This window comes from Actinomadura sp. NBRC 104425, assembly GCF_030269545.1.
Classification (GTDB): domain Bacteria; phylum Actinomycetota; class Actinomycetes; order Streptosporangiales; family Streptosporangiaceae; genus Spirillospora; species Spirillospora keratinilytica.
This window is the reverse complement of the sequence record NZ_BSTN01000006.1, coordinates 33,355-58,993: the sequence shown is the minus strand read 5'-3', so window position 1 is coordinate 58,993 and position 25,639 is coordinate 33,355. Positions and strand designations below refer to the sequence as shown.

Sequence of the window (25,639 nt, the reverse complement as noted above, 5' to 3'; positions counted from 1 at the left end):
GACTCCGGCGAGGAGAAGCGATGCCACCGACCAATCCGCTGAACGATCCGGCGATCCTGTATCTGCGCGCGCTGCTCGGCGACCGGCTGCACCGGCTGCGCGCCGGCGACGGCCGCGACCGCGGCGCCTCGGCCATCGAATGGGCGATCATCACGGCGCTGCTGGCCGCGATCGCGCTCGGCGTCGGCGTGCTGATCAAGCAGAAGGTCGAGCAGGCCGCCGGCAACATCAGGACGGGCTGAGGCGCCCGGTCATGCCCGCTCCGGCCCTCGTCCGCATCCGGTCACGGCGCATCCGGTCACGGGCCGTGCCGCCGCGCACGGGCGGCGGGCGCGGCGACGGCGGCGCGTCCACCCTGGAGTGGGCGCTGCTGACGCCCGTCCTGATCCTGGTCATGCTGTGCGTGGTGCAGTTCGCGATGGTGTACCACGCCCGGCACGTCGCGCTGGCGGCGGCGCAGGCGGGCGCCCGGGTGGCGCGCACCCAGCCCGTCGGCGGAGGCTGGCAGGATGCGGCGGTGGCCAAGGCGACCGGCGACGTCCGCCAGATCGGCCCGCAGCTGATCAGCGGGCTGCGGGTGCGGACGGGCGAGACCGGCGATCAGCGCTGGGTGGAGGTCAGCGGGGAGGCGGTGCGGGTCATCCCGTTCCTGACCTTCCGCGTGGCGCAGCGGTCGCAGGGGCCGATCGAGTGCTTCCGCCCGGACGTGGGGGAGGGCACGGCCTGCGAGGGAGGCGCCCGGTGACGAGCAAGCCGCGGCCACATCCGGCCACACGCGACGCGGGGTCCATGTCGCTGGAGATGGTGCTGGTCGCGCCGCTTTTCGTGGCGTTCCTCATGCTGCTGGCCGGAGCGGGCCGGATCGTGGACGCGCAGAGCCAGGTGGACGGCGCCGCACGCGACGCGGTGCGCGCCGCGTCCGTGGGGCGCAGCGCGGGCGCCGCCGTCCGGCTCGCCGACGACGCCGCCCGCGCCAACCTGAACGGCTACGACTGGTGCGCCGGCGGGCCGCGCGTCGACACCGACACCAGCGACTGGCGTCCGGGCGGGCGCGTCGCCGTCACGATCGTGTGCGACGTCGACCTGGGCGACCTGACGTTCATCGGCCTGCCCGGCACCAAGGAGCTGCGGGGCAGGGCGGTCGCGCCGATCGACACCTACACCTACCGGGGGACCGACGCCGTCGGAGGCGCACTGGGGGGCACCGGATGAGCCGCCGTCATCCAGCCCGGGGCGATCGCGGCACGATCGCCACCTACGTCGTGCTGTTCACCCCGGCGGTGTTCCTGCTGGCCGGGCTGCTGGTGGACGGCGGTCTGGCCATCCACGCCCGGCAGCGCGCCGCCGACATGGCCGAGCAGGCCGCGCGGGCGGGCGCCAACGAGATCGACACCGATGCGCTGCGCCGCACCGGGAAGCCGGTCATCGATCCCGGCCGGGCGCGGGTGGCCGCCTGCGACCTGCTGGACGCCTACGGCGAGGACGTCACCGGCCGCAGCTGCGTTGCCGACACCGAGCAGGTGCAGGTGACCGTCCAGCTGACGGTCCGGCCGCAATTGCTGTCCATCGTGCCGGGGTTCGGGGCGTTTACGATGAGCTCGACGGCGTCTGCCCATCCGGTCACCAGCGGAGACGATCAATAGGGGTCAGATGACGGTACGGCGGACAGGCAACCTCCCAGGCGATCCCCCCACCGGCGCAGCGCCGGGCCTCGGCCGGGCGCCGCGGCTCGGGCAGGCGACGCGCACACCCGTGCGGGTGGGCGGGCGCCGCGGCCCGCGCGACGTGCTCGCCGCGCTGGGCGCGATCGCCGCGCTGGCCGTGCTGCTGGTCGGCGTGCCCTACGCGCTGCTGTCGGTGTTCGGCTCGCCGATCCCCGACCGGCTGCCGAGCGTCGGCGACCTCACCGGGCGGATGGGCGAGAGCGCCCTGATCACCGTGCTGGTCGATCTGGTCTGGCTGGCATGGCTGCAATTCGCGCTGTGCGTGGTCGTCGAGGTGTACGCGGGGGTGCGCGGCATCGGCGTGCCCGCGCGGGTGCCGCTGGCGGGCGGCACCCAGTCGCTGGTGCACCGGCTGGTGGCGACGGCGCTGCTGCTGTTCACCGCCACCACGGCGATCATGCCGGCGTTCTCCGGCCGGGAGCTGCACCAGCAGCGTCCCGCTCAGGTGCAGACGCAGGAGTTCCGCCCGGTGGCCGCGGTCGCCGCCGTCCCGCCCGCCGCCACGGCCGAGCACGCCGCCCCGGGGCAGGCCGCCGGCGCGGAGCACTCGGCCCGCACCACCAAGATCTACCGGGTGCAGCCGCCGGAGGGCCGCCACCACGAGAGCCTGTGGGAGATCGCCGACAAGTGCCTGGGCGACGGCCGCCGCTACAAGGAGATCTACGCGCTCAACAAGGGCCGCACCCAGCCGGACGGCAGCCGCCTGACGATCGCCAGCCTGATCCGCCCCGGCTGGATCCTGGAGATGCCCGCGGACGCCAAGCACGCGAAGGTCATCCCGGTCGAGGAGCTGGACGACTACTTCCGGCACGGCCACGCCGTCCCCGACAAGCCCAAGGAGAAGCCGCGCCCGGCCCCCGAGCAGGGCACGCCGTCCAAGCCCGCACCGCAGAAGCCCGCCCCGCAGACTCCCGCGCCGCACACGCCGGCCCCGCAGACACCCGCCCCGCAAACGTCGGCCCCTCACACGCAGGCCCCGCAGACGCCGGCTCCCCACGCGTCCGCGTCGCAGACGCCCGCGCCCCAGGCACCGGCTCCGGCGCCCTCGGCGTCCAAGCCCGCCCAGACCCCCACGACACCCGCCCCGCAGCCGTCCCAGACCAAGGCGCCCGAGACGCCGCACGCGTCGAGCACCCCCGCGCCGCAGCCGTCCAACGAGATGGGCGGCCGCGCCGACACCGGCGGCGCCGAGGTGCCGGGCCACCGCGATGGCGCGGTCCTGCCGTTCGACCTGGACTGGCCGCACGGGCTGGCCGCGGCGTCGCTGCTGGCCGCCGGGCTGCTCGGCGCGCTGGGCAGGCGGCGGCGCGCGCAGATGTGGCACCGCGCGTTCGGCCACATGATCAAGCGGCCGGTGGGCGCCGCCGCGCAGGCCGAGCAGGCGCTGCGGTTCGGCGCCGACGAGAACGCCGCGCGCTTTTTGGATCTGGGGCTGCGGCACCTGTCGCGGTCGATGGCCGCCGAGGGGCGCGCCCTGCCCACCGTCTACGGCGTGCACCTGGGCCCGGCCAGCCTCGACCTGTGGATCGCGCCCGCCGACCGCAACCCGCCCGCCCCCTGGCAGGCCTACGACGAGGGGCAGGTGTGGCGGCTGCGCGCCGACGCGCTGCCCGCCCTGGAGGCGTCCGACCTCGGCGACGTGCTCGCCCCCTACCCCGGGCTGGTGTCGATCGGCACCAACCCCACCGGTCGCATCCTGGTCGACCTGGAGGCCGCGCACGGCCTGATCGCGCTGAACGGCCCGCCGGACGCGCGCCGCTCCGCGCTGGCCGCGATCGCGCTGGAGCTGGCCACCAACCGCTGGTCCGACCACATGCGCATCACACTGGTCGGGTTCGGCCGCGACCTCGGCGAGGGCCTGGCCGGCATCGCACCCGACCGCATCCGCGTCGTCGACACCCTGGACGAGGCGCTGCCCGAGCTGGAGGGCCGCAGCGAGGAGGTGCGGCAGGCGCTGGCCGCCTCCGGCGTCGACTCGGTGCTGACCGGACGCTGCCGCGGCGTGTTCGGCGAGGCGTGGATGCCGCACTACCTGATCATGGCCGAGCAGCCGACCGAGCGGGAGGCCGACCGGCTGGTCGCGCTGGCCCGCACCGGCACCCGGATGGCCGCGGGCTACCTGGTGGCGGGCGAGGTGCAGGGCGCCACCTGGACCTGGGAGCTGGACGCGTCCGGGCGGCTGCACGCCGGGGTGCTCGGCTTCGAGGTGGACGCCCAGCTCGTCCCCGAGGATCAATACCGCGCCGTGATCGACCTGTTCCACACCGCGTCGCGGCTGGAGTCGGTGCCGCTGCCGGACGTGGCCGACGACATCCGGCTGCTGACCTCCGCCGACCAGCCTGGCCTGGCCGAGCCGCCCGGCACGGGCCAGTTCTCGGTGGACATCCGGCTGCTCGGCCCGATCGAGATCGACGCGCCCGGCCCGATCGACGAGAGCCGCCGCGAGCTGTGCACCGAGATCCTCATCTACCTGGCCACGCACCCCGGCGGCGTGCACCCCACGGTGCTGGGCGGGGCGGTCTGGCCGCGCGGCGTCAGCGCCGGGGTGCGCGACGCGTCCATCGCCCGGGTGTCGGACTGGCTGGGCCGCGACGCCCGCGGCCGCCCCAACCTGTACTACGACGAGCGGGGCCGCATCCGGCTCGGCTCGGAGGTGCGGGTGGACTGGGCGGTGTTCCGCTGGCTGGTGTGGCGGTCGGCGGCCGAGCCGGAGTCCGAGACCGCCTACATGTCGTACGCGCTGGACCTGGTGCGCGGCCCCGTGCTGGCCGACCGGCCGCGCGGCCGGTACGCCTGGCTGGCCGCCGACGACCTGGAGTACGAGGTGACCGCCCGCGTCATCGACGTCGCGCACCGCCTGGTCGTGCTGCGCCTGGACGAGGGCGACGCCCGCGGCGCCGTCAGCGCGGCCCGCGCCGGCCTGCGTCTGGCCTACGACGACGAGGGGCTGTGGCGCGACCTGCTGCGCGCCACCCACGCCACCGGCGACGAGCACCAGGTGCACGTGGTCGTCGACGAGATGCGCTCCCGCCTGCTCGACCGCAGCGCCTACGACGAACTGCAGCCCGAGACCGAGGCCCTGATCGAGGAGCTGCTGCCCTACGCCCAGCGCCTCCAGGCCAGCTGACCCTCCCCCTCCGGCGCGGCCGTCAGCGGAAGTGGGCGGTGCCGCCCAGGCTGTAGCGGGCCGGCTGGGGGTAGAGCAGCGCGTTCACCGGACGGCCGCCCAGCCGCACCATGCCGGTGACGCCGCCGTCGTCCGGGGAGACGGCGTACACCGCGCCGGCGGCCGGGGCGGTGAGCCACAGCGCGGCGCCGTCGGCGGTGACACCGCCCAGCGCCGCCCCGGTGCGGGGCAGGCGCCGGCGGCCGGTCACGCGGCGGGCGGCGAAATCGACAGCGGTCAACGAGCCGTCGCCGCGGCCCAGGACGTACAGGGTGCGGGCGTCCCGGCTGGGCAGCAGGCCGGACGCGCCTGGTGCGGTGACGATGAAGCCGGTCGCCTGCAGGCGCGCCGCGTCCACCAGCCAGACGCCGCCTCGCACGGCGTCGGCCACGTAGAACAGCGAGCCGTCGGGGGACAGCCGCACTTGCTGCGGGGAGGCGCCGATCGGCAACGTCAGCGTGCCGGCGGTGACGCGGCGGGCCAGGTCGACGCTGACGAGCATGCCCGGGCGGACGCAGGCGAGCACGAGCGTGCCCTCGTCGGCGGTGAGGTCGGCGTGCGGGGTGCCGGTGCAGGGCAGGCGCAGCGCCGCACGCGCCCGCATGGTGACCGGGTCGCGGAAGACGATCCTGCGCGCGGAGACGGTCACCGCCTCGCGTCCACGGGAGGTGAAGTACAAACCCCTCACCCCGGGGACGGGACGCACCCGCCCGCGGCGTCCGCTGCGCGCATGGACCGGGAGCAGACCGTCGCGCCCCACGACCCACAGCCACTTCAAATTCCAGGACGGGACGACACGCGCATTACGACCGCCCCCGGGCACGGGGATGCGGCCGACGAGCCGTCCACCGGGCAACGCCAGGACGTCCACGGCCCCCGTCACCGCGTTCGGCACGTACAGGCGGGGCGGCAGCGCACGCGTCGCGGGGCTCAGCATGCCGGTGCGGGTGGCCGCGTAGACGTCGGCCGCCGCCGGGCTCGCGGTGGCTCGGGGACGCGACGCGACCACGACCGGGGCGGGACCGCCCAGCCCGATCACCGGGTCGTCCGGCGCGCCCTTCCCGGGCGGGTAGAACGGCACGGGCGACTCGCACGCCGACAGCAGGCCGCACACCACCGCCGTGGCGGCCGCACGTCGCCGGTGATCTCGCGCGTATCCCCCCAACACGGCCGGAACTGTAGCGGCGAACGCACTGCGCGTGCCCGAGCCATCACGCAAGGTTTTTCAAACCGCGGGGCAGACGAGGGACGGCGGGACGGCTAGGTGGACTTACCGATGCCGATTCCGAACTCGCGGTAGACCCGCTCCCAGAATCCGTCGCGCAGCCAGGTGCGCGCCTCCTGGTAGGGGCGCAGCGACCCGCCCAGCTCCTTCTCGGCCTCGATCAGCAGCTCCTTGTCGATAACCGGCGGCAGGATCGGGCCGGGCAGCAGGTCGCGGATGTTGTCCCGGCCCCGCTCGAAGATCCACTTCTGGGCGACGTGCTCGCCGATCTCCAGCATGTGGTCGCGGTCCGGGCCGAGCTTGTTCTCGCCCGGGGCGGACGCGGGCGCGGTGTGGTTGTTGACGTGCGCGCCGCCGGCCGCGGGCGCGCCCTGCCGCACGGCCGGGTTGGCGCCGAGCGGCGCGGCCGGCTGCTTGACCGCCGGGGTGCGCCCGGCGAACACCTGGGACGGCGACGGCACGGGCGCGCGCGCCCCGCCCCCGTCGCGCACCGCCGCCGCGTCCGGCGGGGTGGCGGGCACCGGAAGCGCCTTGGCCTTGGTGAAGTACGGGCGCAGGAAGTCGGCCGGCAGCACCTCGACGGTGTCGGACTCCCACACCAGCCACTCGGCCTGGTTGGAGCCGTGCGTGGGCTCCACGCCCCACAGGTGGACGCGCACCCCGTAGCGCTGCGCGGCCTCCACGGCGGGCAGCATGTCCTCGTCGCCCGCCAGCAGCACCGCGTCGGTGATCGCGCGGTGCCGGGCCAGCGCCTCCAGGTCGTTGCGGAGCTGGGCGTCCACGCCCTTCTGCTGGCCCTGCGCGTTCAGGTTGCCCAGGCGCAGCTTCACCAGCGGCAGGTTGGCGATGACGCGCTGGTCGACGGTGGGCTGCTTCTTGGGCGCCGCGTCGTACCAGTAGACGCGCAGCAGCTCGCCGAGCAGCTTGTCGTCGGCGTGGTCGGTCAGCGCTTTGATGAGCTTCTCGGCCGCCACCCGGTACTCGCGGCGGGAGCTGCAGCCGAGGAGCAGGGCACCGGAGGCCGCGTAGAGGTACCCCGCGTCGACGAACACGGCGTATCGCGCGGGCTGTGGGACGAACTCCGAGGTGGCCATGGCCTTTCACCTTATTCGTGCAGGCCCCGTTCCCGTGCGTGAACCACGGTTACATCTGCCTGCTCCTTCTAGGCACAACTTTTCCCCGGACGGGTGCCGCACACGCTTGCGCCGTGCCCGGCCCGCCCTGGCAAGCCCGCGCGACGCTACCGGCGGAGCGTCCGCGGCGCCACCACCTCGGCCCGTGAAGCGCCGTTTCAGTCCGTGAAGGGTCGTGTCGTCCCGGTAACCGTCACCTCGGCAGTCCGCTGGCCCGCCACGCCCCCGGCCCGCTGGGCGGCAGCGGTGCGCGCATCATCCGCGACCGGTCGGCCCAGCGCGACGCGCGTTGCCGCCCCGCCGGGGCCGCCGCGGCCGCGGCGCGGGCCCGCGCGGTGAGCACGGCGACCAGGGCCGCGACCTCCTCGGGCGTCGCGTCCCCCCGCACCACCTGAAGGAACGGCTTGTTCTCGGCCATCGGCCGCACCTTTCTCCGAAGGACCCCCGTTCAGCCCAATGAGATCACAGCGGGATGTTGCCGTGCTTCTTCGGCGGCAGCGTCCGGCGCTTGTCGCGCAGCGCCCGCAGCGCCTTGATCACGTACGGCCGGGTCTCCGACGGCTTGATCACCGCGTCCACATAGCCGCGCTCGGCGGCGATGTAGGGGTTGGCCAGCGTGTCCTCGTACTCGGTGATCAGCTCGGCGCGGCGCGCCTCCGGGTCCTCTGCGGCGGCCAGCTCGCGCCGGTACAGGATGTTCACCGCGCCCTGCGCGCCCATCACCGCGATCTGCGCGGTCGGCCAGGCCAGGTTGATGTCGGCGCCCAGGTGCTTGGAGCCCATGACGTCGTAGGCGCCGCCGTACGCCTTGCGCGTGATCACGGTGACCAGCGGGACGGTGGCCTCGGCGTAGGCGTACAGCAGCTTGGCGCCGCGCCGGATGATGCCGTTCCACTCCTGGTCGGTGCCGGGCAGGAAGCCGGGCACGTCCACGAACGTCAGCACCGGCACGTTGAACGCGTCGCAGGTGCGCACGAACCGGGCCGCCTTCTCCGAGGCGTGGATGTCCAGCGTCCCGGCGAACTGCATCGGCTGGTTGGCCACCACGCCCACCGCGCGGCCCTCCACGCGCCCGAACCCGACGATGATGTTGGGCGCGAACTGGGCGTGCACCTCCAGGAAGGCGCCGTCGTCGAGCACGTGCTCGATGACGGTGTGCATGTCGTAGGGCTGGTTGGGCGAGTCGGGGATCAGCGCGTCCAGCTCGGGGTCGGTCTCGTCGGCGTCGTCCGGCGCCTCGAACACCGGCGGGTCCGACAGGTTGTTGGACGGCAGGTACGACAGCAGCGCCTTGACGTACTCGAAGGCGTCCTCCTCGTCGGACGCCTGGTAGTGCGCCACGCCCGAGCGGGTGTTGTGCGTGTGCGCGCCGCCGAGCTCCTCGAACGTCACCTCCTCGCCGGTGACCGTCTTGATGACGTCCGGCCCGGTGATGAACATGTGCGAGGTCTTGTCGACCATGACGATGAAGTCGGTGATCGCCGGGGAGTACACCGCGCCGCCCGCGCACGGCCCCATGACCAGCGAAATCTGCGGGATCACCCCGGAGGCGTGCACGTTGCGCTTGAAGATTTCGGCGTACAGGCCGAGCGCGACCACGCCCTCCTGGATGCGCGCCCCGCCGGAGTCGTTGATGCCGATCACCGGGCAGCCGGTCTTCAGCGCGTGGTCCATCACCTTGGTGATCTTCTCGCCGAACACCTCGCCCAGGGAGCCGCCCGCGACGGTGAAGTCCTGGCTGAAGACCGCCACATGCCGGCCGTCGATGGTGCCGTAGCCGGTGACCACGCCGTCGCCGTAGGGGCGGTTCTTCTCCATCCCGAAGTTGGTGGAGCGGTGCCGGGCCAGCTCGTCGAACTCCACGAACGAGCCCGGGTCCAGCAGCGCGTCGATCCGCTCGCGCGCGGTCATCTTGCCCTTGGCGTGCTGCTTCTCGACCGCACGCTGCGACCCCGCGTGCACCGCCTCGTAACGGCGGCGTTCCAGGTCCGCGATCTTCCCGGCGGTCGTGTGGACGTCGATGTCGACCGCTGGTTCCGGAGCTTCCATCGCCATGCGGGTCAGACTAACCGGCCGCCGGATCCCGGATTCGGGCGGGGCGCCCGCCCGCCGCACGCCGCCCCGGCGGGTAACGAACGCCCTGGTGGCGAGCGGGCCGCGGGCCGCTCATTACGCTGGGCGACGTGGCTACGAACACGCGGGACACCCTCCGTCAGGACATGCCCGAGCCGCTGCGCCGGGACGTGCGGCTGCTCGGCTCCATGCTGGGCGACAGCCTGGTCGAGTACGGCGGCCGGGAGCTGCTGGACGACGTCGAGCGGCTGCGGCACGCGGTGATCGGCGCGCGCCGCGGCGAGGTCGGCATCGACGAGGTGGCCGCGCTGGTCGACGGCTGGTCCCTGGAACGGGCCGAGCAGGTCGCCCGCGCGTTCACCGTCTACTTCCACCTGACCAATCTGGCCGAGGAGCACCATCGCATCCGCACGCTGCGCGAGCGCGACACCGGCGGGGACGCCCCGGTGCCCGGCTCGATCGCCGCGGCGGTCGAGGAAATCGCCGGCGGCCCGGACGGCCGACGGCCGTCCGTGCTGGACGACCTGGAGTTCCGGCCGGTCTTCACCGCCCACCCGACCGAGGCGCGCCGCCGCGCCGTGGTCACCGCGATCCAGCGGATCAGCGACCTGCTGACCGCGCTGAACGCCGACCCGGGCGCAAGCGACCGCGCCGACCTGGAGCGGCGGCTGCGCGAGGAGGTGGACCTGCTGTGGCGCACCGCGCTGCGCCGCCGCACCCAGATGGACCCGCTGGACGAGGTCCGCACCGCGATGGCCGCGTTCGACGAGACGATCTACCGGGTGCTGCCGCGCGTCTACCGCACGCTGGACGCCGCGCTCGACCCCGCGACCGGCGCCCGCCCCCCGCTGGCCCGCCCCTACCTGCGCTTCGGCAGCTGGATCGGCGGCGACCGCGACGGAAACCCGTACGTGACGGCGCGGGTCACCCGGGACGCGATCGCGATCCAGTCCGAGCACGTGCTGCGGGCGCTGGAGAACACCTGCGCCCGGATCGGCCGCGAACTGACCGTCCACACGTCCACCACCCCGCCGTCGGCGGCGCTGCGCGACCGGCTGGCCGCCGCGCGCACCGCCCACCCCGGCAGGTTCGCCGAGATCGCCAAGCGGTCGCCGGACGAGCCGCACCGGCAGCTTTTGCTGTACGCGGCCGAACGCCTGGCCGCCACCCGCGAACGCGACGCCGACCTGGCCTACGGGTCGCCCGAGGAGCTGCTGGACGACCTGCGCGTCGTGCAGGACTCCCTGGCCGCGGCGGGCGCGGTGCGCCAGGCCTACGGCCGCGTCCAGGATCTGGTGTGGCAGGTCGAGACGTTCGGCTTCCACCTGGCCGAGCTGGAGATCCGCCAGCACTCGGAGGTGCACGAGCGGGCGCTGGCCGAGGTCCGCGCGGGCGGCCCGCTGAGCGAGATGACCGAGGAGGTGCTCGACACGCTGCGGGTCGTGGCGTGGATCCAGAGCCGCTTCGGGGTGCGGGCCTGCCACCGCTACATCGTGTCGTTCACCCGTTCGGCGGCCGACATCGCCGCCGTGCACGAGCTGGCCGCGTCCCTGGACGCCCCGCCGGTGCTGGACGTCATTCCGCTGTTCGAGACCGGCGAGGACCTGGAGCGCGCCCCGGCCGTGCTGGACGGGATGCTGGAGATCCCCGCCGTCCGGGCCCGGCTGGAGCAGACCGGCCGCCGCCTGGAGGTGATGCTCGGCTACTCCGACTCGGCCAAGCAGCTCGGCCCCACCACCGCCACGCTGCGGCTGTACGACGCGCAGGAGGCCCTGGTGGCGTGGGCGGCCCGCAACGACGTGCGGCTGACGCTGTTCCACGGCCGCGGCGGGTCGCTGGGCCGCGGCGGCGGCCCGGCCGGACGCGCGATCCTGGCGCAGGCCCCCGGGTCGGTCGCCGGCGGCTTCAAGGTCACCGAGCAGGGCGAGGTGATCTTCGCCCGGTACGGGCATCCGCAGATCGCCCGCCGGCACATCGAGCAGGTCACCAACGCGGTGCTGCTGGCGTCCACCGACGCGGTGCAGGAGCGGGCCCGCGCCGCCGCCGCCCGGTTCCGCCCGCTGGCCGACAAGATCAGCGACGCGGCGCGCGCGGCGTTCCGGGGGCTGATCGAGACCGACGGGTTCGCCGCGTGGTTCGGCCGGGTCAGCCCGCTGGAGGAGATCGCCGAGCTGCGCATCGGGTCGCGTCCGGCGCGCCGCAAGGCGGCCCGGGGCCTGGAGGACCTGCGGGCCATCCCGTGGGTGTTCGCCTGGACGCAGACCCGCGTCAACCTGCCCGGCTGGTACGGCCTGGGCAGCGGGCTGGCGGCCGTGTCCGACAACGGGCGGCACCTGGACGAGCTGCGGGAGGCGTACCGGTCCTGGCCGCTGTTCGCCTCGCTCATCGACAACGCCGAGATGAGCCTGGCCAAGACCGATCGCGCCATCGCCGAGCGCTACCTGGCGCTGGGCGGACGGCCCGACCTGACCGAGACGGTGCTGGCCGAGTACGACCGGACCCGGTCGCTGGTGCTGGCGGTCACCGAGCACGAGCGGCTGCTGGCGAACCGGCGTGTGCTGTCGCGCGCGGTCGAGCTGCGCAACCCGTACGTGGACGCGCTGTCCCACCTGCAGTTGCGCGCCCTCAAGGCGTTGCGCGACGGCGTTGAGGACGACGCCGAGCGCACCCGCCTGGAGGAGCTGCTGCTGCTGTCGGTCAACGGCGTGGCCGCGGGCCTGCAGAACACCGGCTGAGGCCAGGGGCCTTCGGGGGCGTCAGAACACCGGCTGAGGCCAGGGCCTTCAGAGGCGTCGCCCCCGGGGGGTCAGCTGGGCCAGTTCGGCTTGCGCTTCTCGTTGAACGCGGCGATGCCCTCGCGGCGGTCGGGGGAGAAGGCCACCGACCGCCAGGCGTTCTCCTCGATGTCCAGCCCGGCGTCCAGGCCGACGCCGCTGCCGAGCCGCATGGCGCGCTTGGCCGCCCGCACCGCCGTCGGGGAGTTCGCCGCGATCGTCGCCGCGATCGCCAGCGCCTCCTGCCGGGCCGAGCCCGCGGGGACGCGCCGGTCCACCAGGCCGTAGGCCTCGGCCTCGTCGATGCCCAGGCGGCGCCCGGTCAGCACCAGGTCGGCGGCGCGTCCCGCCCCCAGCCGGCGCACCGCCAGCTGGGTGCCGCCGCCCCCGGGGACCAGCCCGACGGTCACCTCGGGCAGCCCGAACACCGCGGTCTCGTCGGCCACGATCAGGTCGCACGACAGGACGAACTCGCAGCCGCCGCCGAGCGCGTACCCGTGCACGGCCGCCACCACCGGTTGCGGCATGTCGAGCACGCCGCGGAAGGCGGCGCGCAGCACCGGCCGCTGCGCCAGCAGCTGGTCGTCGGTCATGCCGTTGCGCTCCTTGAGGTCGGCGCCCACGCAGAACGCCTTGTCGCCCGCCGCGCTCAGCACCACCGCGCGCACCGACGAGTCGGCCGCCACCTCGGCGCACACCTGGGCCAGGCGCCGCGCCAGCGCCGTGGAGATGGCGTTCAGGGCCTCCGGCCGGTCGAGCACGATCTCGGCCACGTGCGGGTTCGCCTCATCCTGCCGCAACGTCACTCCGTCCACGCGAGCACTCTAAAACCCCCGGCTCCTCCTGGCGATCGCAGGGTTGCGGTTGGATGGAGTGGTGAGCGAGTCACCGTACAGCGACCTCGGCAGGCCGCCGCTGCACGAGGGGGCGTTGCGCCGGCTGCTGGTGCGGCCGGGCGCGCTGTGGACGGGCGTGCGTGTCGTCCCCGAGACGGGGTCCACCAACGCCGATCTGGCCGCGCTGGCGCGGGAGGGCGCGCCGGAGGGGACCGTGCTGGTCACCGAGATGCAGACGGCCGGGCGCGGCAGGCTGGGCCGGCCGTGGTCGGCGCCGCCGCGTTCGGGGCTGATGTTCTCGCTGCTGCTGCGCCCGCAGGTCGGGGCGGCGCGGCTGGGCTGGGTGCCGCTGCTGACGGGAGTGGCGGTGGCGACGGCGGTGCGGCACATGACCGCCTGGACGCCCCCCGCCGCGCAGCGGATCGGCGACGGCGAGTCGGGCGGCGGGTCGGGCGGCGGGTCGGGCGCGGACGCCGAGCAGCCGGTGGACGTGCGGTTGAAGTGGCCCAACGACCTGCTGGTCGGGGAGCGCAAGCTGGCCGGGATCCTGGTGGAGAAGGTGGACGACGCGCTGATCGTCGGCGTCGGGCTGAACGTCGGCCTGCGCGAGGACGAGCTGCCGGTGCCCACCGCGACGTCGCTGCTGATCGAGGGGGCTTCGTTCAGCGACCGGGCGCCGCTGCTGCGCGCGATCCTGCGCGAGTTCGAGGGCTGGTACCGCGACTGGCACGCGCTGGACGGCGACCCCGAGCGCAGCGGCCTGCGCACCGCCTACAAGCGGCTGTGCGCCACGCTCGGCCGGCCGGTCCGGGTCATGCTGCCGGGCGATGAGGTGCTGACCGGAACCGTCCGGGACGTGGACGCCGCCGGGTGCCTGGTGGTCGCCGCCGACGGCGGGGACCGGGTGGTCAGCGCCGGGGACGTGGTCCACGTTCGGTGACAATTCCCCCGACTTCCCAGGAATGGCAATGAAGCGGACAAGCCAGGTCTTTGCCGGACCGATGGCCCCTTCCCGGAACCCGTCTGCCACGATATTGCGCGGAGGAGGCGTACCGTAAGCGCACCACGAACCGCCGCTGACGTCCCGCGACGTCGCCGGCAGGCGGAGGGCTAGGGAGATGTCTGCTGGGTTGCCGGATGAGCTGCCCGACCCCGGGCTGCCCGACCCCAAGGAGGTCGAGGAACTCCTGCTCGGCGGGCAGCTGCGCTACACCCGCGTCGACGCCGTGCGGCTGTCCGGCGTCACCCGCGAGTTCTCCGGACGGGTGTGGAAGGCCTTCGGCTACCCCTCGATGCCGGACGAGGCCGTGGCCTACACCGAGGGCGACGTCGCCGCGCTGACCAGGCTGCGGCGGCTGATGGACGAGGGGGTGCTGGACGAGGATTCGGTCGTGCGCATGGTGCGCGCCTTCGGGCAGACCATGGCGCGCCTGGCCGAATGGCAGATCAACCTGCTGACCAGCATGATGCGGGGGGCCGACCCCGGCGAGGCGCCGTCGGCCGAGGCGATCCGGTCGATCGTCGACATCGCCGACAAGTACCTCGACGACTTCGAACCTCTGGTCGTGCACGCCTGGCGGCGGCAGCTGGCCGCCGCCGGCACCCGGGCGCTGGCGTCGGCCGCCACCCGCGACGGCCGCGAGTCCGACCCGGACGCGCCCGCCGCCCGCAGCCCCATCACGGTCGGCTTCGCCGACATGGTGTCCTTCACCCAGGTCAGCCGGGAGCTGGAGGAGCTGGAGCTGGCGCGGGTGGTCGAGCGGTTCGAGGAGACCGCCTCCGACATCGTCGCCTCCTGCGGCGGGCGGCTGGTCAAGACGCTGGGCGACGAGGTGCTGTTCTGCGCCGAGGACCCGGCCGTCGGGGCGGAGATCGCGCTCAGCATCGCCGCCGCCGTCAAGGACGAGACCGAGGTTCCGGACGTGCGGGTGGGCGTGGCCTTCGGACCGGTGCTGCCGCTGATGGGCGACGTGTTCGGCACCACCGTCAACCGCGCCGCCCGACTGACCTCGCTGGCGCGCCCCGGCACCGTGGTGATCGACGCCGAGTTGGCGGCCGAGCTGCGGGACGTGCCGGCCTTCCAGACCACCCGGATCGTCCGCCGCCCCGTCCGCGGCCTGGGCATCATCCAGCCCTACGTGCTGCGCCGCATGTCCGCCAACGGCTCCCGCCCGTCTCGCCCGCACACCTGATCGCGACACGGCACGATCGCCGGAGGGGTCCGCTGCGGGGCGCCCGGGGACGGTGCCGAAGCGGTCCCCTGGGCGGCGTGGAAGCGGGCATCAATTCGGGCTGGTCGTGTTCTCGCCGGGCGCGTCGGTCAGCCGCAGCAGGTAGTTCTGCTCGCCGAGCGACTCGACGAGGGCCAATTCGGTCTCCAGGTAGTCGATGTGCTCCTCCTCGTCGGCGAGGATCTCCTCGAAGATACGGGCGGAGGTCACATCGCCGCGCGAGCGCATCAGCTCGATGCCGGGCCGCAGCCGCGCCACGGCCTCCAGCTCGATCTGCAGGTCGGCGCGCAGCTGCTCGACGACCGTCTGGCCGATGCGCAGCGTGTTGAGCTTCTGGTAGTTGGGCAGGCCCTCCAGGAACAGGATGCGGTCGGTCAGCCGCTCGGCGTGCCGCATCTCGTCGATCGACTCCTCCCGGGTGTGCCGGGCGAGCCGGGTATAGCCCCAGTTCTCCTGCATCTTGGCATGCAGGAAGTACTGATTGATGGCGGTGAGCTCCGCGGTGAGCTGCTCGTTGAGCAGGCCGATGATGTCCTTGTCGCCTTCCATGGGGACCATGGTCGCACGATCTGCCTCATCTTGGACAGCACTGAACCCCCATACGGGACATCCGGGCCGTACGGGGTGACGTGGAAGGCTCGCTCAGGCTGCTGTCGGCCGGGCCGTCCTCCTTTCGTCGTCGGTCTCGGTGCCGTGCTGCCGGATGAGGCCGTAGAGCCGCTTGGTGCAGGCGCCGCAGCCGGGCTTCATGCCGCAGGCGGCGCGGACCTCGCGTGCCGTGCAGGCCCCCTGCGCCAGGCAGCCGCGCACGTCGTCTTCGGTGACGGCGTGGCAGATGCAGACGTACATGGGGCGGGGACCTTCCTCGCTGACCTCTCCGATCCGCGCGGCACCGGGCGGTGCCCGCGGTAAGGCTGCCCTCAATAAGGTAAGGCATGCCTAAGGTAGCGGAAAGATGTCCGGTCTGACCAGGGCCGTCCCGGCCGGTGTGACCCATCCCCCAGCGGGAAGCATCCCGACGGCGACCACGGGAGGGCAGGGGCAGTGGACAGCCTGCGGCCAGGCGACGGGTACCCGCTCGGCGCCCACTTCGACGGTGTAGGAACCAACTTCGCGGTGTTCTCCGGCGCGGCCGAACGGGTGGAGCTGTGCCTGTTCGACGAGGACGACGAAGAGATCCGCTGGGAGCTGCCGCGGGGCGACGCGTTCGTCTGGCAGGAATACCTGTCGGGCGTCATGCCCGGGCAGCGGTACGGGTTCCGGGTGCACGGGCCGTACGAACCCGAGCGCGGCCACCGCTGCAACCCCCGCAAGCTGCTGCTCGACCCCTACGCGTTGGCGGTGGAGGGCTCCGTCGCCTGGGGCGAGGGTCAGGGCCCGGAGGCGCTGTTCGGCTACCGCTTCGGCGACCCGTGGTCGCGCAACGACCTGGACTCCGCCCCGTACATGATGCGTTCGGTGGTCGTCTGCCCGCGCTTCGACTGGGGTGACGACCGTCCGCCGCGCATCCCGTACGACGAGACGGTCGTCTACGAGGCGCATGTCAAGGGCCTGACCGCGCGCCACCCCGGCATCCCGGCCGAGTTGCGCGGCACCTACGCCGGGCTGGGCCACCCCGCGATGATCGAGCACCTCACCGACCTTGGGGTGAACGCGGTGGAGCTGCTGCCCGTCCACCAGTTCGTGCACGACGGGCGCCTGCTCAGGCGGGGGCTGCGCGACTACTGGGGCTACAACGCCATCGGGTTCTTCGCCCCGCACAACGAGTACTCCTCCGAGGGCTCGCGCGGCGAGCAGGTGCTGGAGTTCAAGGCGATGGTGCGGGCGCTGCACGAGGCGGGCATCGAGGTCATCCTCGACGTGGCCTACGACCACACCGGCGAGGGCGACCACCTGGGGCCGACCCTGTCGTTCCGCGGCATCGACAACGCCTCCTACTACCGCCTGGCGGACGGCGACCCCCGGTACTACGCGAACGCCACCGAGGCCGGAAACGCCCTGCTGATGCGCAGCCCCCACGTACTCCAGCTGATCATGGATTCGCTGAGGTACTGGGTGGCGGAGATGCATGTCGACGGGTTCCGCTTCGCCCGAGCCCCGGCGCTGGCCCGCGAGCTGCACGACGCGGAACGGCTGGCGGCGTTCCTCGACTTGGTGCGGCAGGACCCGGTGGTCTCCCAGGTCAAACTGATCACCGAGCCGTGGGACGTGGGCGAGGGCGGCTACCAGATCGGCGGCTTCCCCCCGCTGTGGACCGAGCGGAACGGCGAGTACCGCGACACGATGCGCGACTTCTGGCGCGGACGGCCCGGCAGCCTGCCCGCATTCGCCTCCCGCCTGGCCGGCTCCGGCGACCTGTACGCCGACGACGGCCGCAGGCCCTTCGCCTCCATCAACTTCATCACCTGCCACGACGGCTTCACCCTGCACGACCTGGTCTCCTACGACCGCAAGCACAACGAGGCCAACGGCGAGGACAACCGGGACGGCACCGGCGACAACCGCTCGTGGAACTGCGGCGAGGAGGGACCCACCGGCGACCTGGAGGTCCTCGCCCTGCGCGAACGCCAGAAGCGCAACCTGCTCGCCACGCTGTTCTTGTCGCAGGGAGTGCCGATGCTGTCGCACGGCGATGAGCTGGGCCGCACCCAGTACGGCAACAACCACGCCTGCTGCCAGGACAACGAGCTGACCTGGATCGACTGGGACGCGCTGCTCGACCAGTTCCCGCTGCTGGACTTCGCCCGGCGGCTGTCGGCGCTGCGGGCGCGCCACCCGGTGTTCCGGCGGCTTCGCCTCCCCGAGGGCCGCGACGCCTCGGCGGCGCGGGAGCACGGCGCGCCGGGCGGTGCGGCCCTGCCCGACCTGCTGTGGTTCACCCCGGGCGGACGTGAGATGACCGGCGAGGACTGGCACACCGACGACGCCGCGGCGCTGCAGGCCTTCCTGAACGGCGCGACCGCCGGCGGGCCCGACCGGAGCGGTCGGCGGATCGCGGACGACTCGTTCCTGCTGCTGTTCAACGCCCGCGGCGGCGACCTGGCGTTCAGGATCCCGCCCGTCCGCTACGGAGAAGAGTGGTCCAAGGTGCTGGACACGGCCGACCCCATGCTGGCGGAGGAGGACGCCCCCGTGGTGAAGGCCGGCGAGAACGTGGCGGTGGAGGCCCGGTCGGTCCAGGTGCTCCGCCGCGTCTGACGGAGAGGGGCGGAGCCTTCTCGGCGAGCGGCGGACCCCGGCCGGGCGGCGCGCCGCGCGATCCGGACGACGCGAAACCGCTGATCATTTCGAGTGTCGCGACCACCTCGAGCGTCTCAGCGCCTCGTACAGGCCCGCTCGCGGCATCGGTGCGACCGCAGCATGCGCCGAGGCCTTTCCGTGCGGCTCCGGCGCTTTCAGTGGCTTCCGGCGGGCCTCCCGGCGGCGTGAGGCGCCTCACGCCGGCGCCTCGACCGTCCGTTGACCTGGCAATTTATGGCAGATGGGGTGAAACGGTCACCGCCATCCGGCGTTGCGGCGTCCCGGCGGGCCGGTGTCCCGGGCGGGCCACCGACATGACGCCTCATCCCGTCCCGCGAGTCACCCCGACCCCGCCTGCCCCACGGCGGCCGCCCCACGCGTCCGCGCGCGCGACCCGGAGTGACGGAAGCGCCCGGTGACACTCTCGTCACGAGTCGTTACGTCGGAATACCTCCGGGTTGGTTGTGCTTCATCCGTGTTCGAGGATGTACTACGTGTGGCAAACCGCAGGTCAAGAGCGTGGCGGGTGCCGGGAAACGTTCATGAATGGTCATACGATCGACTCATGACCTCAGTACTGCTCGCCGAGGACGACACGTCCATCTCCGAGCCCCTGGCCCGCGCGCTGCGGCGCGAGGGGTACACCGTGGAAGTCAGCCCGGACGGTCCGCAGGCGCTGGAGCGGGCGCTCGGGGGAGGCGTGGACCTCATCGTGCTCGATCTCGGCCTGCCCGAGCTCGACGGCCTGGAGGTGGCGCGCCGCGTCCGCGCCGAGGGCCACGGCGTGCCCATCCTGATCCTCACCGCCCGCGCCGACGAGGTGGACACCGTCGTCGGCCTCGACGCGGGCGCCGACGACTACGTCACCAAGCCGTTCCGGCTGGCCGAACTGCTGGCGCGGGTGCGCGCACTGCTGCGCCGCGGCAGCACCGAGACGCCGATAGTGCAGGGAGTGCGGATCGACGCCGAGTCGCGTCGCGCATGGATGGGCGACCAGGAGCTCCAGCTCACCACCAAGGAGTTCGACCTGCTGCGCGTGCTGGTGCGCGACGCGGGCAAGGTGGTGACCCGCGAACAGATCATGCGGGAGGTATGGGACACGAACTGGTGGGGGTCCACCAAGACGCTCGACATGCACATCTCCTGGCTGCGCCGCAAGCTGGGGGACGACGCCGGCAGCCCCCGCTACATCACCACGGTGCGGGGGGTCGGTTTCCGGTTCGAACGCGGCGACTAGACCGGCCGCCATGGGCATGCGGTTCTGTCGTCCGCGCCGGGCCCGCCGGTCGGACCATGCCCGGCGGGCCCGCAGCCGGTGTCCGGGTGCGCGGCCTCGCCGGAGGGAGCGGCCGCCTACGGCCGTGCTCTGCGGTCGGCCGGCCCCGAGCCGCCCGGCGCTCCCGTGCGCCGCCGGTCCGGCACGCCCGCGATGCGCGCCGCCCTCGCCCGGGGCGAGGCGGCCCCGCGACAGTCCGTGCGGAGGAGGGACCGCGTGATCTTGGCTTCGTCCCCTAAGGAGCCCTGATGAGGCGCCGGCTGCTCCTGTCGACGCTCGCGGTGGCGATCGTCGCGATCCTGCTGCTCGGCATACCCCTCGCCTACGCCACGCACAAACTGATCTATGAGGAGGCCCGGCAGTCGCTGGAGCGCGAGGCCGCGTCCATCCTCGGCGGCGTCGGCTTCAGCTTGGAGTCCAAGCAGCCGATCACCACGCAGAAGATCGCCCAGGAGTATCCGGGGCGGTACATCACCATAACCCTGCCGGGCAACCAGGTGGTGACGGCGGGGGCGCGGCCGCCGAGCGACGCCGGGTTGCTGACCGCCTCGGCCGACGCCGGCGGCACGCACGTGCAGGTCTCCCAGGAGGCCCGCGAGGTGCGCGACGCCGCGCTGCGCCAGCTGGCGCTGATCGGCGGCCTGGCCGCGCTCGGCGTCGCCGTCACCGTGGGGCTGGCCATGGTCCAGGCCCGCAAGCTCACCCTGCCGCTGATCGACCTGGCCGAGACCGCCGACCGGCTGGGCAGCGGCAACGCCCGGCCGCGCCGCCGCAGGTACGGCATCCCCGAGGTCGACCGCGTCGCCGAGGTCCTGGACCGCAGCGCGGTGCGGATCGCCGACCTGCTGGCGGCCAGCCGGGAGTTCGCCTCCGACGCCAGCCACCAGCTGCGCACCCCGCTGACCGCGCTGTCCATGCGGCTGGAGGAGATGATCGAGGCCGCCGACTACCCCGACGTGGTGCGCGAGGAGGGCGCGGCCGCCGTCGCGCAGGCCGAACGGCTGGTCGCGGTGGTCGAGCAGCTGCTGGCGCGCTCCCGGCACGACCGCACCGGAGCGGCCGTGCCCACCCGGATCGACGACATCATCGCCCAGCAGGTGGAGGAGTGGCGCCCCATCTTCCGCCGGGCCGGACGCGACATCCGCATCACCGGGCACACCGGCCTGGTCGGCATGACCAGCCCGGAGGGGCTGTCCCAGATCGTCGCCACGCTGCTGGACAACTCCCTGGTGCACGGCTGCGGCACCGTCACCATCACCACCAAGCCGGGGGCGAACTCGGTGGTGGTCGAGGTCGGCGACGAGGGCCCGGGCATCCCGCCCGAACTGGAGGCCCGCATCTTCGAACGCAGCGTCACCAGCGGCAAGGGCACCGGCCTGGGCCTGTACCTGGCCCGGTCGCTGGCGGTGGTGGACGGCGGGCGGCTGGAGCTGATCCAGGCCCGTCCGGCGGTGTTCGGGGTGTTCCTGCGGCAGGCGTCGGAAGCCAGGCTGGCCGAGGAACGGGTGGTCAGCGGCCCTGTCTGACGGTCGTCTTCCGCCCGTTGGCCGCCTTCCCGTTGGCCAGCCCGTTGGCCGTGTGCCCGTTGACGGGCCCATTGGCCGCGTGCCCGTTCACCGGGTGCTGGACCTGGTGGCCGGAGCCGTTGACGGGCGCCCCGCCGACCGGAGCCGCACCGGCGGCCGCCTGACCGGGGCCGGGTGTCGCACCCGCCTCCGGCAGGCCCGAGGCCGGGTCCACCTGCGGCGCGCTCGCGGGCAGGAACACCCACTTCTTGTACGACCAGAAGCGGAACAGCGTCGCCAGCGCGGTGCCGATGACCAGCGCCCCGTTGTAGGCCAGCGCCCCGTCCAGCCTCAGCACGTAGTAGGTGAACCCGATGACCAACTGCGTGATCACCAGGCCGACCCCGTTCAACGCGAAGAACAGCACGTACTCGCGGCCCAGCCCGGTGCGGTCGCGGTGCCGGAACGTCCAGTAGCGGTTGGCCAGGTACGCGAACGTGGTCGCCACCACCGTCGCGATGCCGTTGGACGACAGCGGGCCCATGCCGAGGCCGGTGTGCAGCGCGTTGCCCACGGCGAACGTGATGACGAACGCCGCGGCGCCCACGCTGCCGAACTTCGCGAGCTCGTGCACGACGTGCTTGAAACGTCGGTAGAGGTTGGCGACCAGGCTCACGAAGGGAAACCGTCCTTCCGGACCTCGGACACTGGGATCGGGCTCACCGGCGGGGGGCCCGGAGCCCCGCGCTCATACCGGGGCCAGAACGAGAATAGACGCATGGTGCCGGTGAGACGGCTGCACTCGGACGATCACGGCACCCGGCTCGATACCTGCCCCCGGCGAGAGACATCACGCACCGTTGGACGCCGGACCGGCCGCGTTCGTTCGCCCGCCGCGTCCCTATAGCCTTCTCCACGTGAAGAATCCAGCTCAGACGCCGGTTGTCGGCATGGTGGGCGGCGGCCAGCTGGCCCGCATGACCCACCAGGCGGCGATCTCGCTCGGCGTGCCGCTGCGGGTGCTCGCCCGCGACCCCGGCGATTCGGCGGCGCAGGTCAGCGCGGACGTCCGGATCGGCGACGAGCGCTCCCTGGACGACCTGCGCGCCTTCGCCAAGGACTGCGACGTGCTGACGTGGGACCACGAGCACGTCCCCCAGGAGCTCGTCCAGGCCCTGGAGGAGGCGGGCACGGCCTGTCGACCCGGCTCGGCCGCCCTGCTGCACGCCCAGGACAAGCTGGTCATGCGCGAGCGCCTGACGTCCTTCGGGGCGCCGTGCCCGGCGTTCGCCCGCGTCCCCTCGGGCGCGCCGTCGGCGTTCCTGGAGGCGTTCGCCCGCGAGCACGGCCTGCCGCTGGTGCTCAAGGCGACCCGGGGCGGCTACGACGGCAAGGGCGTCTGGGTGCTGGACGCCCTCGACCGCGACGCGGCCGAGCTGGTGGACCGGCTGCTGGGCGAGGGCGTCGACCTCCTCGTGGAGGAGCACGTGGCCTTCCGGCGGGAGCTGGCGGCGCTGGTCGCCCGGTCCCCCTACGGCCAGGGCGCCGCCTACCCGGTCGTGGAGACCGTCCAGCGCGACGGCATCTGCCACGAGGTGGTCTCGCCCGCGCCCGGCCTGGACGAGGACACCGCCGCCGAGGCCCAGCGCCTGGCCCTGGACATCGCCGAGCACCTCGGCGTCACCGGCCTGCTGGCCGTCGAGCTGTTCCAGACCGACTCCGGCCTGGTCGTCAACGAGCTGGCGATGCGGCCGCACAACTCCGGGCACTGGACGATCGAGGGCGCCCGCACCTCGCAGTTCGAGCAGCACGTGCGGGCCGTCCTCGACCTGCCGCTCGGCTCCACCGAGGCCACCGCCCCGTACGCGGTCATGGTCAACGTGCTCGGCGGCGACGACCCGGACGTCTACTTCCGGTACGTGCACGTCATGGCGCACGATCCGGGCGTCCGGGTGCACATGTACGGCAAGCAGGTCCGTCCCGGACGCAAGATCGGCCACGTGACCGCGCTCGGCGACGACCTGGACGAGGTCCGCGAACGCGCCCGGCACGCGGCCGACTACCTGCGCTGGGGCCCCTCCCTCAAGGAGCGCGCATGACAGACCCCGTGGTCGGCGTGGTGATGGGCAGCGACTCGGACTGGCCCACGATGAAGGCCGCCGCCGAGGCCCTGGACGAGTTCGGCGTGCCCTACGAGGCCGACGTGGTCTCCGCCCACCGCATGCCGCACGACATGATCGCCTACGGTTCCGGCGCGGCGTCCCGCGGCCTGCGCGTGATCATCGCGGGGGCGGGCGGCGCGGCGCACCTGCCGGGCATGCTCGCCTCGGTCACGCCGCTGCCGGTGATCGGCGTGCCCGTGCCGCTCAAGCACCTGGACGGCATGGACTCGCTGCTGTCGATCGTGCAGATGCCCGCGGGCGTGCCGGTCGCCACCGTCGCCGTCGGCGCCGCCCGCAACGCGGGCCTGCTGGCCGTCCGCATCCTCGCCGCCTCCGACGAGGCGCTGCGCGCCGAGATGGCCGACTTCCAGCAGACCCTGTACGACCAGGCCAAGGCCAAGGGGGCCCGCCTGCGCGAAAGCCTCGGCTAGCGGCGCAGCGCCCACTCCACGGCCGGGCAGCGGTCCATCACCACGTCGAGCCCGGCCTCCTGGGCGCGCCGCGCCGCGGCCTCGTCCACCACGTCCAGCGGCAGCCACACCGCGCGGGCGCCCACCGCGATGGCCTCGTCCACCGCCGCGCCCGCGTGCTCGGCCCGCCGGTAGACGCCCACCACGTCCAGCGGCCCCTCCTCCGCGGGGATCTCCGCGAGCGAGGTGTACCCGCGCTCGCCCAGCACCGTCGCCCCGGACGGATGCACCGGGATGATCCTCTTGCCGCGCTCCTGCAGCAGCCGCGCCTGCGTGTACACCTCACGCGCCGGGTTGTCGCCCAGCCCCACGAACGCCCACGTCCGCGACTCGTTCAGCAGCCGCCGGATCACGTCCACATCAGCGAATCCCATATGCCCCACAACACCGCCTCCGCGAAGTTCGTTCCCCACGGGGGGACGGCCCCGAGGGCGGCCTGTCCCGCCGGTGGTCCGGGTCAGGGGCGGCCGAGGGCGCGGTAGGTCCAGCCGGCGGTGCGCCAGCGTTCGGGGTCGAGGGCGTTGCGGCCGTCGACGATGTTGCGTTCGGCGACGACGCCGGCCAGGGCGGCGGGGTCCATCTCGCGGAACTCCTTCCACTCGGTCAGGAGCAGGACGACATGGGCGTCGCGGGCGGCGTCCTGGGCCGAGGCGCCGTACCTCAGGTCCGGGTGGGCGCGGCGGGCGTTGTCCATGGCCTGCGGGTCGTAGACGGTGACCGCGGCTCCCTGGGCGTGGATGGTGGCGGCCACGTCGAGGGCGGGGGAGTCGCGGACATCGTCGGAGTCGGGTTTGAAGGCCGCGCCCAGCACGCCCACGGTGCGTCCGGCGAACGCGCCGCCGAGCAGCTGGCGGGCCAGGTCCACCATGCGGATGCGGCGCCGGATGTTGATCTGGTCGACCTCGCGCAGGAACGTCAGGGCCTGGTCGACGCCCAGTTCGCCGGCGCGGGCCATGAAGGCGCGGATGTCCTTGGGCAGGCAGCCGCCGCCGAAGCCGAGGCCGGGGCCGAGGAACTTGCCGCCGATGCGGTCGTCGTAGGACAGCGCCAGCGACAGCTTGGTGACGTCGGCGTGCGCGGCCTCGCACACCTCGGCCATCGCGTTGATGAAGGAGATCTTGGTGGCGAGGAAGGCGTTGGCGGCCACCTTGACCAGTTCGGCGGTGGCGTAGTCGGCGGTGATGAACGGGGTGCCCGCGCCGATCATGGAGGAGTAGATCTCGCGCAGCACCTTCTCGGCCCGTTCGGCGGCGCCCTGGTCGTCCGGCAGCCCGGCGACGATCCGGTCCGGGTGCAGGGTGTCCTCGACGGCGTAGCCCTCGCGCAGGAACTCGGGGTTCCAGGCCAGCACGGCGTCGCCGCCGGCGGGCGCCAGCTCGGCCAGCCGCGCCCCCAGCCGGGCGGCGGTGCCCACCGGGACGGTGGACTTGCCGACGACCAGGCAGGGGCGGTGCAGCCGCGGCCCCAGCTCCTCGATCGCCGCGTCCACATGGCTCAGGTCGGCGGCGTACTCGCCGTGCTTCTGCGGGGTCCCCACGCACAGGAAGTGCACGTCGCCGAAGTCGGCCGCCTCGTCGTAGGAGGTGGTGAAGCGCAGCCGTCCGGCGGCCAGGTTGCGGCGCAGGATCGGCTCCAGGCCGGGCTCGTAGACGGGCAGGTCGCCCGCGGAGAGCCGGTCGACCTTCGCGGCGTCGGTGTCCAGGCCGACCACCTCGTACCCCAGGTCCGCCATGCAGGCGGCGTGGGTGGCGCCGAGATAGCCGGTTCCGATCACCGTCAGGCGGTGCGCCAAGACAACTCCTCTCGATCCGTCGCCGGTCCCGA

The 25,639-nt window shown here is 73.4% G+C and carries 23 protein-coding genes; 13 read left to right on the top strand and 10 right to left on the bottom strand.

Annotated features, from left to right (window positions below; translation table 11 throughout):
- Nucleotides 1-20: 20 nt before the first annotated feature.
- The 5 genes from QSK22_RS11645 (at nucleotide 21) to QSK22_RS11625 (ending at nucleotide 4,851) form a co-directional block, all read left to right on the top strand.
- Nucleotides 21-242, top strand: coding sequence for a Flp family type IVb pilin (locus QSK22_RS11645; RefSeq protein ID WP_285494102.1), 222 nt, complete (start codon nucleotides 21-23; stop codon nucleotides 240-242).
- Nucleotides 243-307: 65 nt separating this feature from the next.
- Nucleotides 308-745, top strand: coding sequence for a TadE family protein (locus tag QSK22_RS11640; protein WP_285494101.1), 438 nt, complete (start codon nucleotides 308-310; stop codon nucleotides 743-745).
- The gene (locus tag QSK22_RS11635) at nucleotides 742-1,212 is read left to right on the top strand and encodes a TadE/TadG family type IV pilus assembly protein (RefSeq protein ID WP_285494100.1); all 471 of its coding nucleotides are present in this window, start codon (nucleotides 742-744) and stop codon (nucleotides 1,210-1,212) included. The genes QSK22_RS11640 and QSK22_RS11635 overlap by 4 nt, the downstream gene beginning before the upstream one ends.
- Complete coding sequence (locus QSK22_RS11630) at nucleotides 1,209-1,643, top strand: TadE/TadG family type IV pilus assembly protein (RefSeq protein ID WP_285494099.1); 435 nt, start codon at nucleotides 1,209-1,211, stop codon at nucleotides 1,641-1,643. The genes QSK22_RS11635 and QSK22_RS11630 overlap by 4 nt, the downstream gene beginning before the upstream one ends.
- A gap of 115 nt (nucleotides 1,644-1,758) precedes the next feature.
- The gene (locus QSK22_RS11625) at nucleotides 1,759-4,851 is read left to right on the top strand and encodes a BTAD domain-containing putative transcriptional regulator (protein ID WP_285494098.1); all 3,093 of its coding nucleotides are present in this window, start codon (nucleotides 1,759-1,761) and stop codon (nucleotides 4,849-4,851) included.
- Between the two features lie 22 nt (nucleotides 4,852-4,873).
- Here QSK22_RS11625 and QSK22_RS11620 read toward each other — a convergent pair whose 3' ends face one another.
- The 4 genes from QSK22_RS11620 to QSK22_RS11605 all read right to left on the bottom strand — a co-directional run bounded on the left by QSK22_RS11620 (nucleotide 4,874) and on the right by QSK22_RS11605 (nucleotide 9,303).
- Nucleotides 4,874-6,058, bottom strand: a complete 1,185-nt coding sequence (locus QSK22_RS11620; RefSeq protein WP_285494097.1) for a YncE family protein — start codon at nucleotides 6,056-6,058, stop codon at nucleotides 4,874-4,876.
- 92 nt (nucleotides 6,059-6,150) lie between these two features.
- Nucleotides 6,151-7,209 (bottom strand): NYN domain-containing protein, encoded by a 1,059-nt coding sequence (locus QSK22_RS11615; RefSeq protein ID WP_285494096.1) that lies wholly within the window; start codon nucleotides 7,207-7,209, stop codon nucleotides 6,151-6,153.
- Nucleotides 7,210-7,441: 232 nt separating this feature from the next.
- Nucleotides 7,442-7,666: an acyl-CoA carboxylase subunit epsilon gene (locus QSK22_RS11610; protein WP_285494095.1), complete on the bottom strand. Its 225-nt coding sequence runs from the start codon at nucleotides 7,664-7,666 to the stop codon at nucleotides 7,442-7,444.
- A gap of 44 nt (nucleotides 7,667-7,710) precedes the next feature.
- Nucleotides 7,711-9,303 carry an acyl-CoA carboxylase subunit beta gene (locus tag QSK22_RS11605; RefSeq protein WP_285494094.1) on the bottom strand — a complete coding sequence of 531 codons (1,593 nt, stop codon included), beginning with the start codon at nucleotides 9,301-9,303 and terminating at the stop codon, nucleotides 7,711-7,713.
- 164 nt (nucleotides 9,304-9,467) lie between these two features.
- Between QSK22_RS11605 and QSK22_RS11600 the strand changes: the two genes are divergently transcribed.
- On the top strand, nucleotides 9,468-12,056 hold the full coding sequence (locus QSK22_RS11600) for a phosphoenolpyruvate carboxylase (RefSeq protein ID WP_285494348.1): 2,589 nt from the start codon (nucleotides 9,468-9,470) through the stop codon (nucleotides 12,054-12,056).
- 71 nt (nucleotides 12,057-12,127) lie between these two features.
- Here the strand turns inward: QSK22_RS11600 and QSK22_RS11595 are convergent, their stop codons facing one another.
- The gene (locus QSK22_RS11595) at nucleotides 12,128-12,910 is read right to left on the bottom strand and encodes an enoyl-CoA hydratase/isomerase family protein (RefSeq protein WP_285494093.1); all 783 of its coding nucleotides are present in this window, start codon (nucleotides 12,908-12,910) and stop codon (nucleotides 12,128-12,130) included.
- Between the two features lie 61 nt (nucleotides 12,911-12,971).
- Between QSK22_RS11595 and QSK22_RS11590 the strand changes: the two genes are divergently transcribed.
- A complete protein-coding gene (locus tag QSK22_RS11590; RefSeq protein WP_285494092.1) occupies nucleotides 12,972-13,871 on the top strand; it encodes a biotin--[acetyl-CoA-carboxylase] ligase in 900 nt (299 codons plus the stop codon).
- Between the two features lie 178 nt (nucleotides 13,872-14,049).
- The gene (locus QSK22_RS11585; protein WP_285494091.1) at nucleotides 14,050-15,123 is read left to right on the top strand and encodes an adenylate/guanylate cyclase domain-containing protein; all 1,074 of its coding nucleotides are present in this window, start codon (nucleotides 14,050-14,052) and stop codon (nucleotides 15,121-15,123) included.
- Nucleotides 15,124-15,213: 90 nt separating this feature from the next.
- Here QSK22_RS11585 and bfr read toward each other — a convergent pair whose 3' ends face one another.
- Nucleotides 15,214-15,711, bottom strand: coding sequence for a bacterioferritin (bfr, locus tag QSK22_RS11580; RefSeq protein ID WP_285494090.1), 498 nt, complete (start codon nucleotides 15,709-15,711; stop codon nucleotides 15,214-15,216).
- A gap of 93 nt (nucleotides 15,712-15,804) precedes the next feature.
- Nucleotides 15,805-16,011 (bottom strand): (2Fe-2S)-binding protein, encoded by a 207-nt coding sequence (locus tag QSK22_RS11575; protein ID WP_285494089.1) that lies wholly within the window; start codon nucleotides 16,009-16,011, stop codon nucleotides 15,805-15,807.
- 195 nt (nucleotides 16,012-16,206) lie between these two features.
- Here QSK22_RS11575 and glgX point away from each other — a divergent pair, with 195 nt between their 5' ends.
- The 3 genes from glgX (at nucleotide 16,207) to QSK22_RS11560 (ending at nucleotide 21,204) form a co-directional block, all read left to right on the top strand.
- Complete coding sequence (glgX, locus tag QSK22_RS11570) at nucleotides 16,207-18,360, top strand: glycogen debranching protein GlgX (RefSeq protein WP_285494088.1); 2,154 nt, start codon at nucleotides 16,207-16,209, stop codon at nucleotides 18,358-18,360.
- Between the two features lie 607 nt (nucleotides 18,361-18,967).
- Nucleotides 18,968-19,639, top strand: a complete 672-nt coding sequence (locus QSK22_RS11565; protein ID WP_019629095.1) for a response regulator transcription factor — start codon at nucleotides 18,968-18,970, stop codon at nucleotides 19,637-19,639.
- Nucleotides 19,640-19,926: 287 nt separating this feature from the next.
- Nucleotides 19,927-21,204, top strand: coding sequence for a sensor histidine kinase (locus tag QSK22_RS11560; RefSeq protein WP_285494087.1), 1,278 nt, complete (start codon nucleotides 19,927-19,929; stop codon nucleotides 21,202-21,204).
- Here the strand turns inward: QSK22_RS11560 and QSK22_RS11555 are convergent.
- Nucleotides 21,188-21,859: a GtrA family protein gene (locus QSK22_RS11555; RefSeq protein ID WP_285494086.1), complete on the bottom strand. Its 672-nt coding sequence runs from the start codon at nucleotides 21,857-21,859 to the stop codon at nucleotides 21,188-21,190. The genes QSK22_RS11560 and QSK22_RS11555 overlap by 17 nt on opposite strands.
- Before the next feature lie 241 nt (nucleotides 21,860-22,100).
- On the opposite strand from QSK22_RS11555, the gene QSK22_RS11550 reads away from it, so the two are divergent.
- Both QSK22_RS11550 and purE read left to right on the top strand, forming a co-directional pair.
- Nucleotides 22,101-23,282 carry a 5-(carboxyamino)imidazole ribonucleotide synthase gene (locus QSK22_RS11550; protein WP_285494085.1) on the top strand — a complete coding sequence of 394 codons (1,182 nt, stop codon included), beginning with the start codon at nucleotides 22,101-22,103 and terminating at the stop codon, nucleotides 23,280-23,282.
- The gene (gene purE / locus QSK22_RS11545; protein ID WP_285494084.1) at nucleotides 23,279-23,776 is read left to right on the top strand and encodes a 5-(carboxyamino)imidazole ribonucleotide mutase; all 498 of its coding nucleotides are present in this window, start codon (nucleotides 23,279-23,281) and stop codon (nucleotides 23,774-23,776) included. The genes QSK22_RS11550 and purE overlap by 4 nt, the downstream gene beginning before the upstream one ends.
- Here purE and QSK22_RS11540 read toward each other — a convergent pair.
- Nucleotides 23,773-24,189, bottom strand: coding sequence for a CoA-binding protein (locus QSK22_RS11540; protein WP_285494083.1), 417 nt, complete (start codon nucleotides 24,187-24,189; stop codon nucleotides 23,773-23,775). The genes purE and QSK22_RS11540 overlap by 4 nt on opposite strands.
- Nucleotides 24,190-24,272: 83 nt before the next feature.
- Nucleotides 24,273-25,547: a UDP-glucose dehydrogenase family protein gene (locus QSK22_RS11535; RefSeq protein WP_502872304.1), complete on the bottom strand. Its 1,275-nt coding sequence runs from the start codon at nucleotides 25,545-25,547 to the stop codon at nucleotides 24,273-24,275.
- Nucleotides 25,548-25,639 lie beyond the last annotated feature (92 nt).

What these genes read in the sequence shown, in the direction of transcription:
- QSK22_RS11540 (WP_285494083.1), bottom strand. Translation starts at nt 24,189, where the DNA reads ATGGGATTCGCTGATGTGGACGTGATCCGGCGGCTGCTGAACGAGTCG.
- QSK22_RS11610 (WP_285494095.1), bottom strand. Translation starts at nt 7,666, where the DNA reads ATGGCCGAGAACAAGCCGTTCCTTCAGGTGGTGCGGGGGGACGCGACG.
- QSK22_RS11565 (WP_019629095.1), top strand. Translation starts at nt 18,968, where the DNA reads ATGACCTCAGTACTGCTCGCCGAGGACGACACGTCCATCTCCGAGCCC.
- QSK22_RS11560 (WP_285494087.1), top strand. Translation starts at nt 19,927, where the DNA reads ATGAGGCGCCGGCTGCTCCTGTCGACGCTCGCGGTGGCGATCGTCGCG.
- bfr (WP_285494090.1), bottom strand. Translation starts at nt 15,711, where the DNA reads ATGGAAGGCGACAAGGACATCATCGGCCTGCTCAACGAGCAGCTCACC.
- QSK22_RS11645 (WP_285494102.1), top strand. Translation starts at nt 21, where the DNA reads ATGCCACCGACCAATCCGCTGAACGATCCGGCGATCCTGTATCTGCGC.
- QSK22_RS11630 (WP_285494099.1), top strand. Translation starts at nt 1,209, where the DNA reads ATGAGCCGCCGTCATCCAGCCCGGGGCGATCGCGGCACGATCGCCACC.
- QSK22_RS11615 (WP_285494096.1), bottom strand. Translation starts at nt 7,209, where the DNA reads ATGGCCACCTCGGAGTTCGTCCCACAGCCCGCGCGATACGCCGTGTTC.
- QSK22_RS11575 (WP_285494089.1), bottom strand. Translation starts at nt 16,011, where the DNA reads ATGTACGTCTGCATCTGCCACGCCGTCACCGAAGACGACGTGCGCGGC.
- QSK22_RS11585 (WP_285494091.1), top strand. Translation starts at nt 14,050, where the DNA reads ATGTCTGCTGGGTTGCCGGATGAGCTGCCCGACCCCGGGCTGCCCGAC.
- QSK22_RS11600 (WP_285494348.1), top strand. Translation starts at nt 9,468, where the DNA reads ATGCCCGAGCCGCTGCGCCGGGACGTGCGGCTGCTCGGCTCCATGCTG.
- purE (WP_285494084.1), top strand. Translation starts at nt 23,279, where the DNA reads ATGACAGACCCCGTGGTCGGCGTGGTGATGGGCAGCGACTCGGACTGG.
- QSK22_RS11535 (WP_502872304.1), bottom strand. Translation starts at nt 25,547, where the DNA reads ATGGCGGACCTGGGGTACGAGGTGGTCGGCCTGGACACCGACGCCGCG.
- QSK22_RS11605 (WP_285494094.1), bottom strand. Translation starts at nt 9,303, where the DNA reads ATGGCGATGGAAGCTCCGGAACCAGCGGTCGACATCGACGTCCACACG.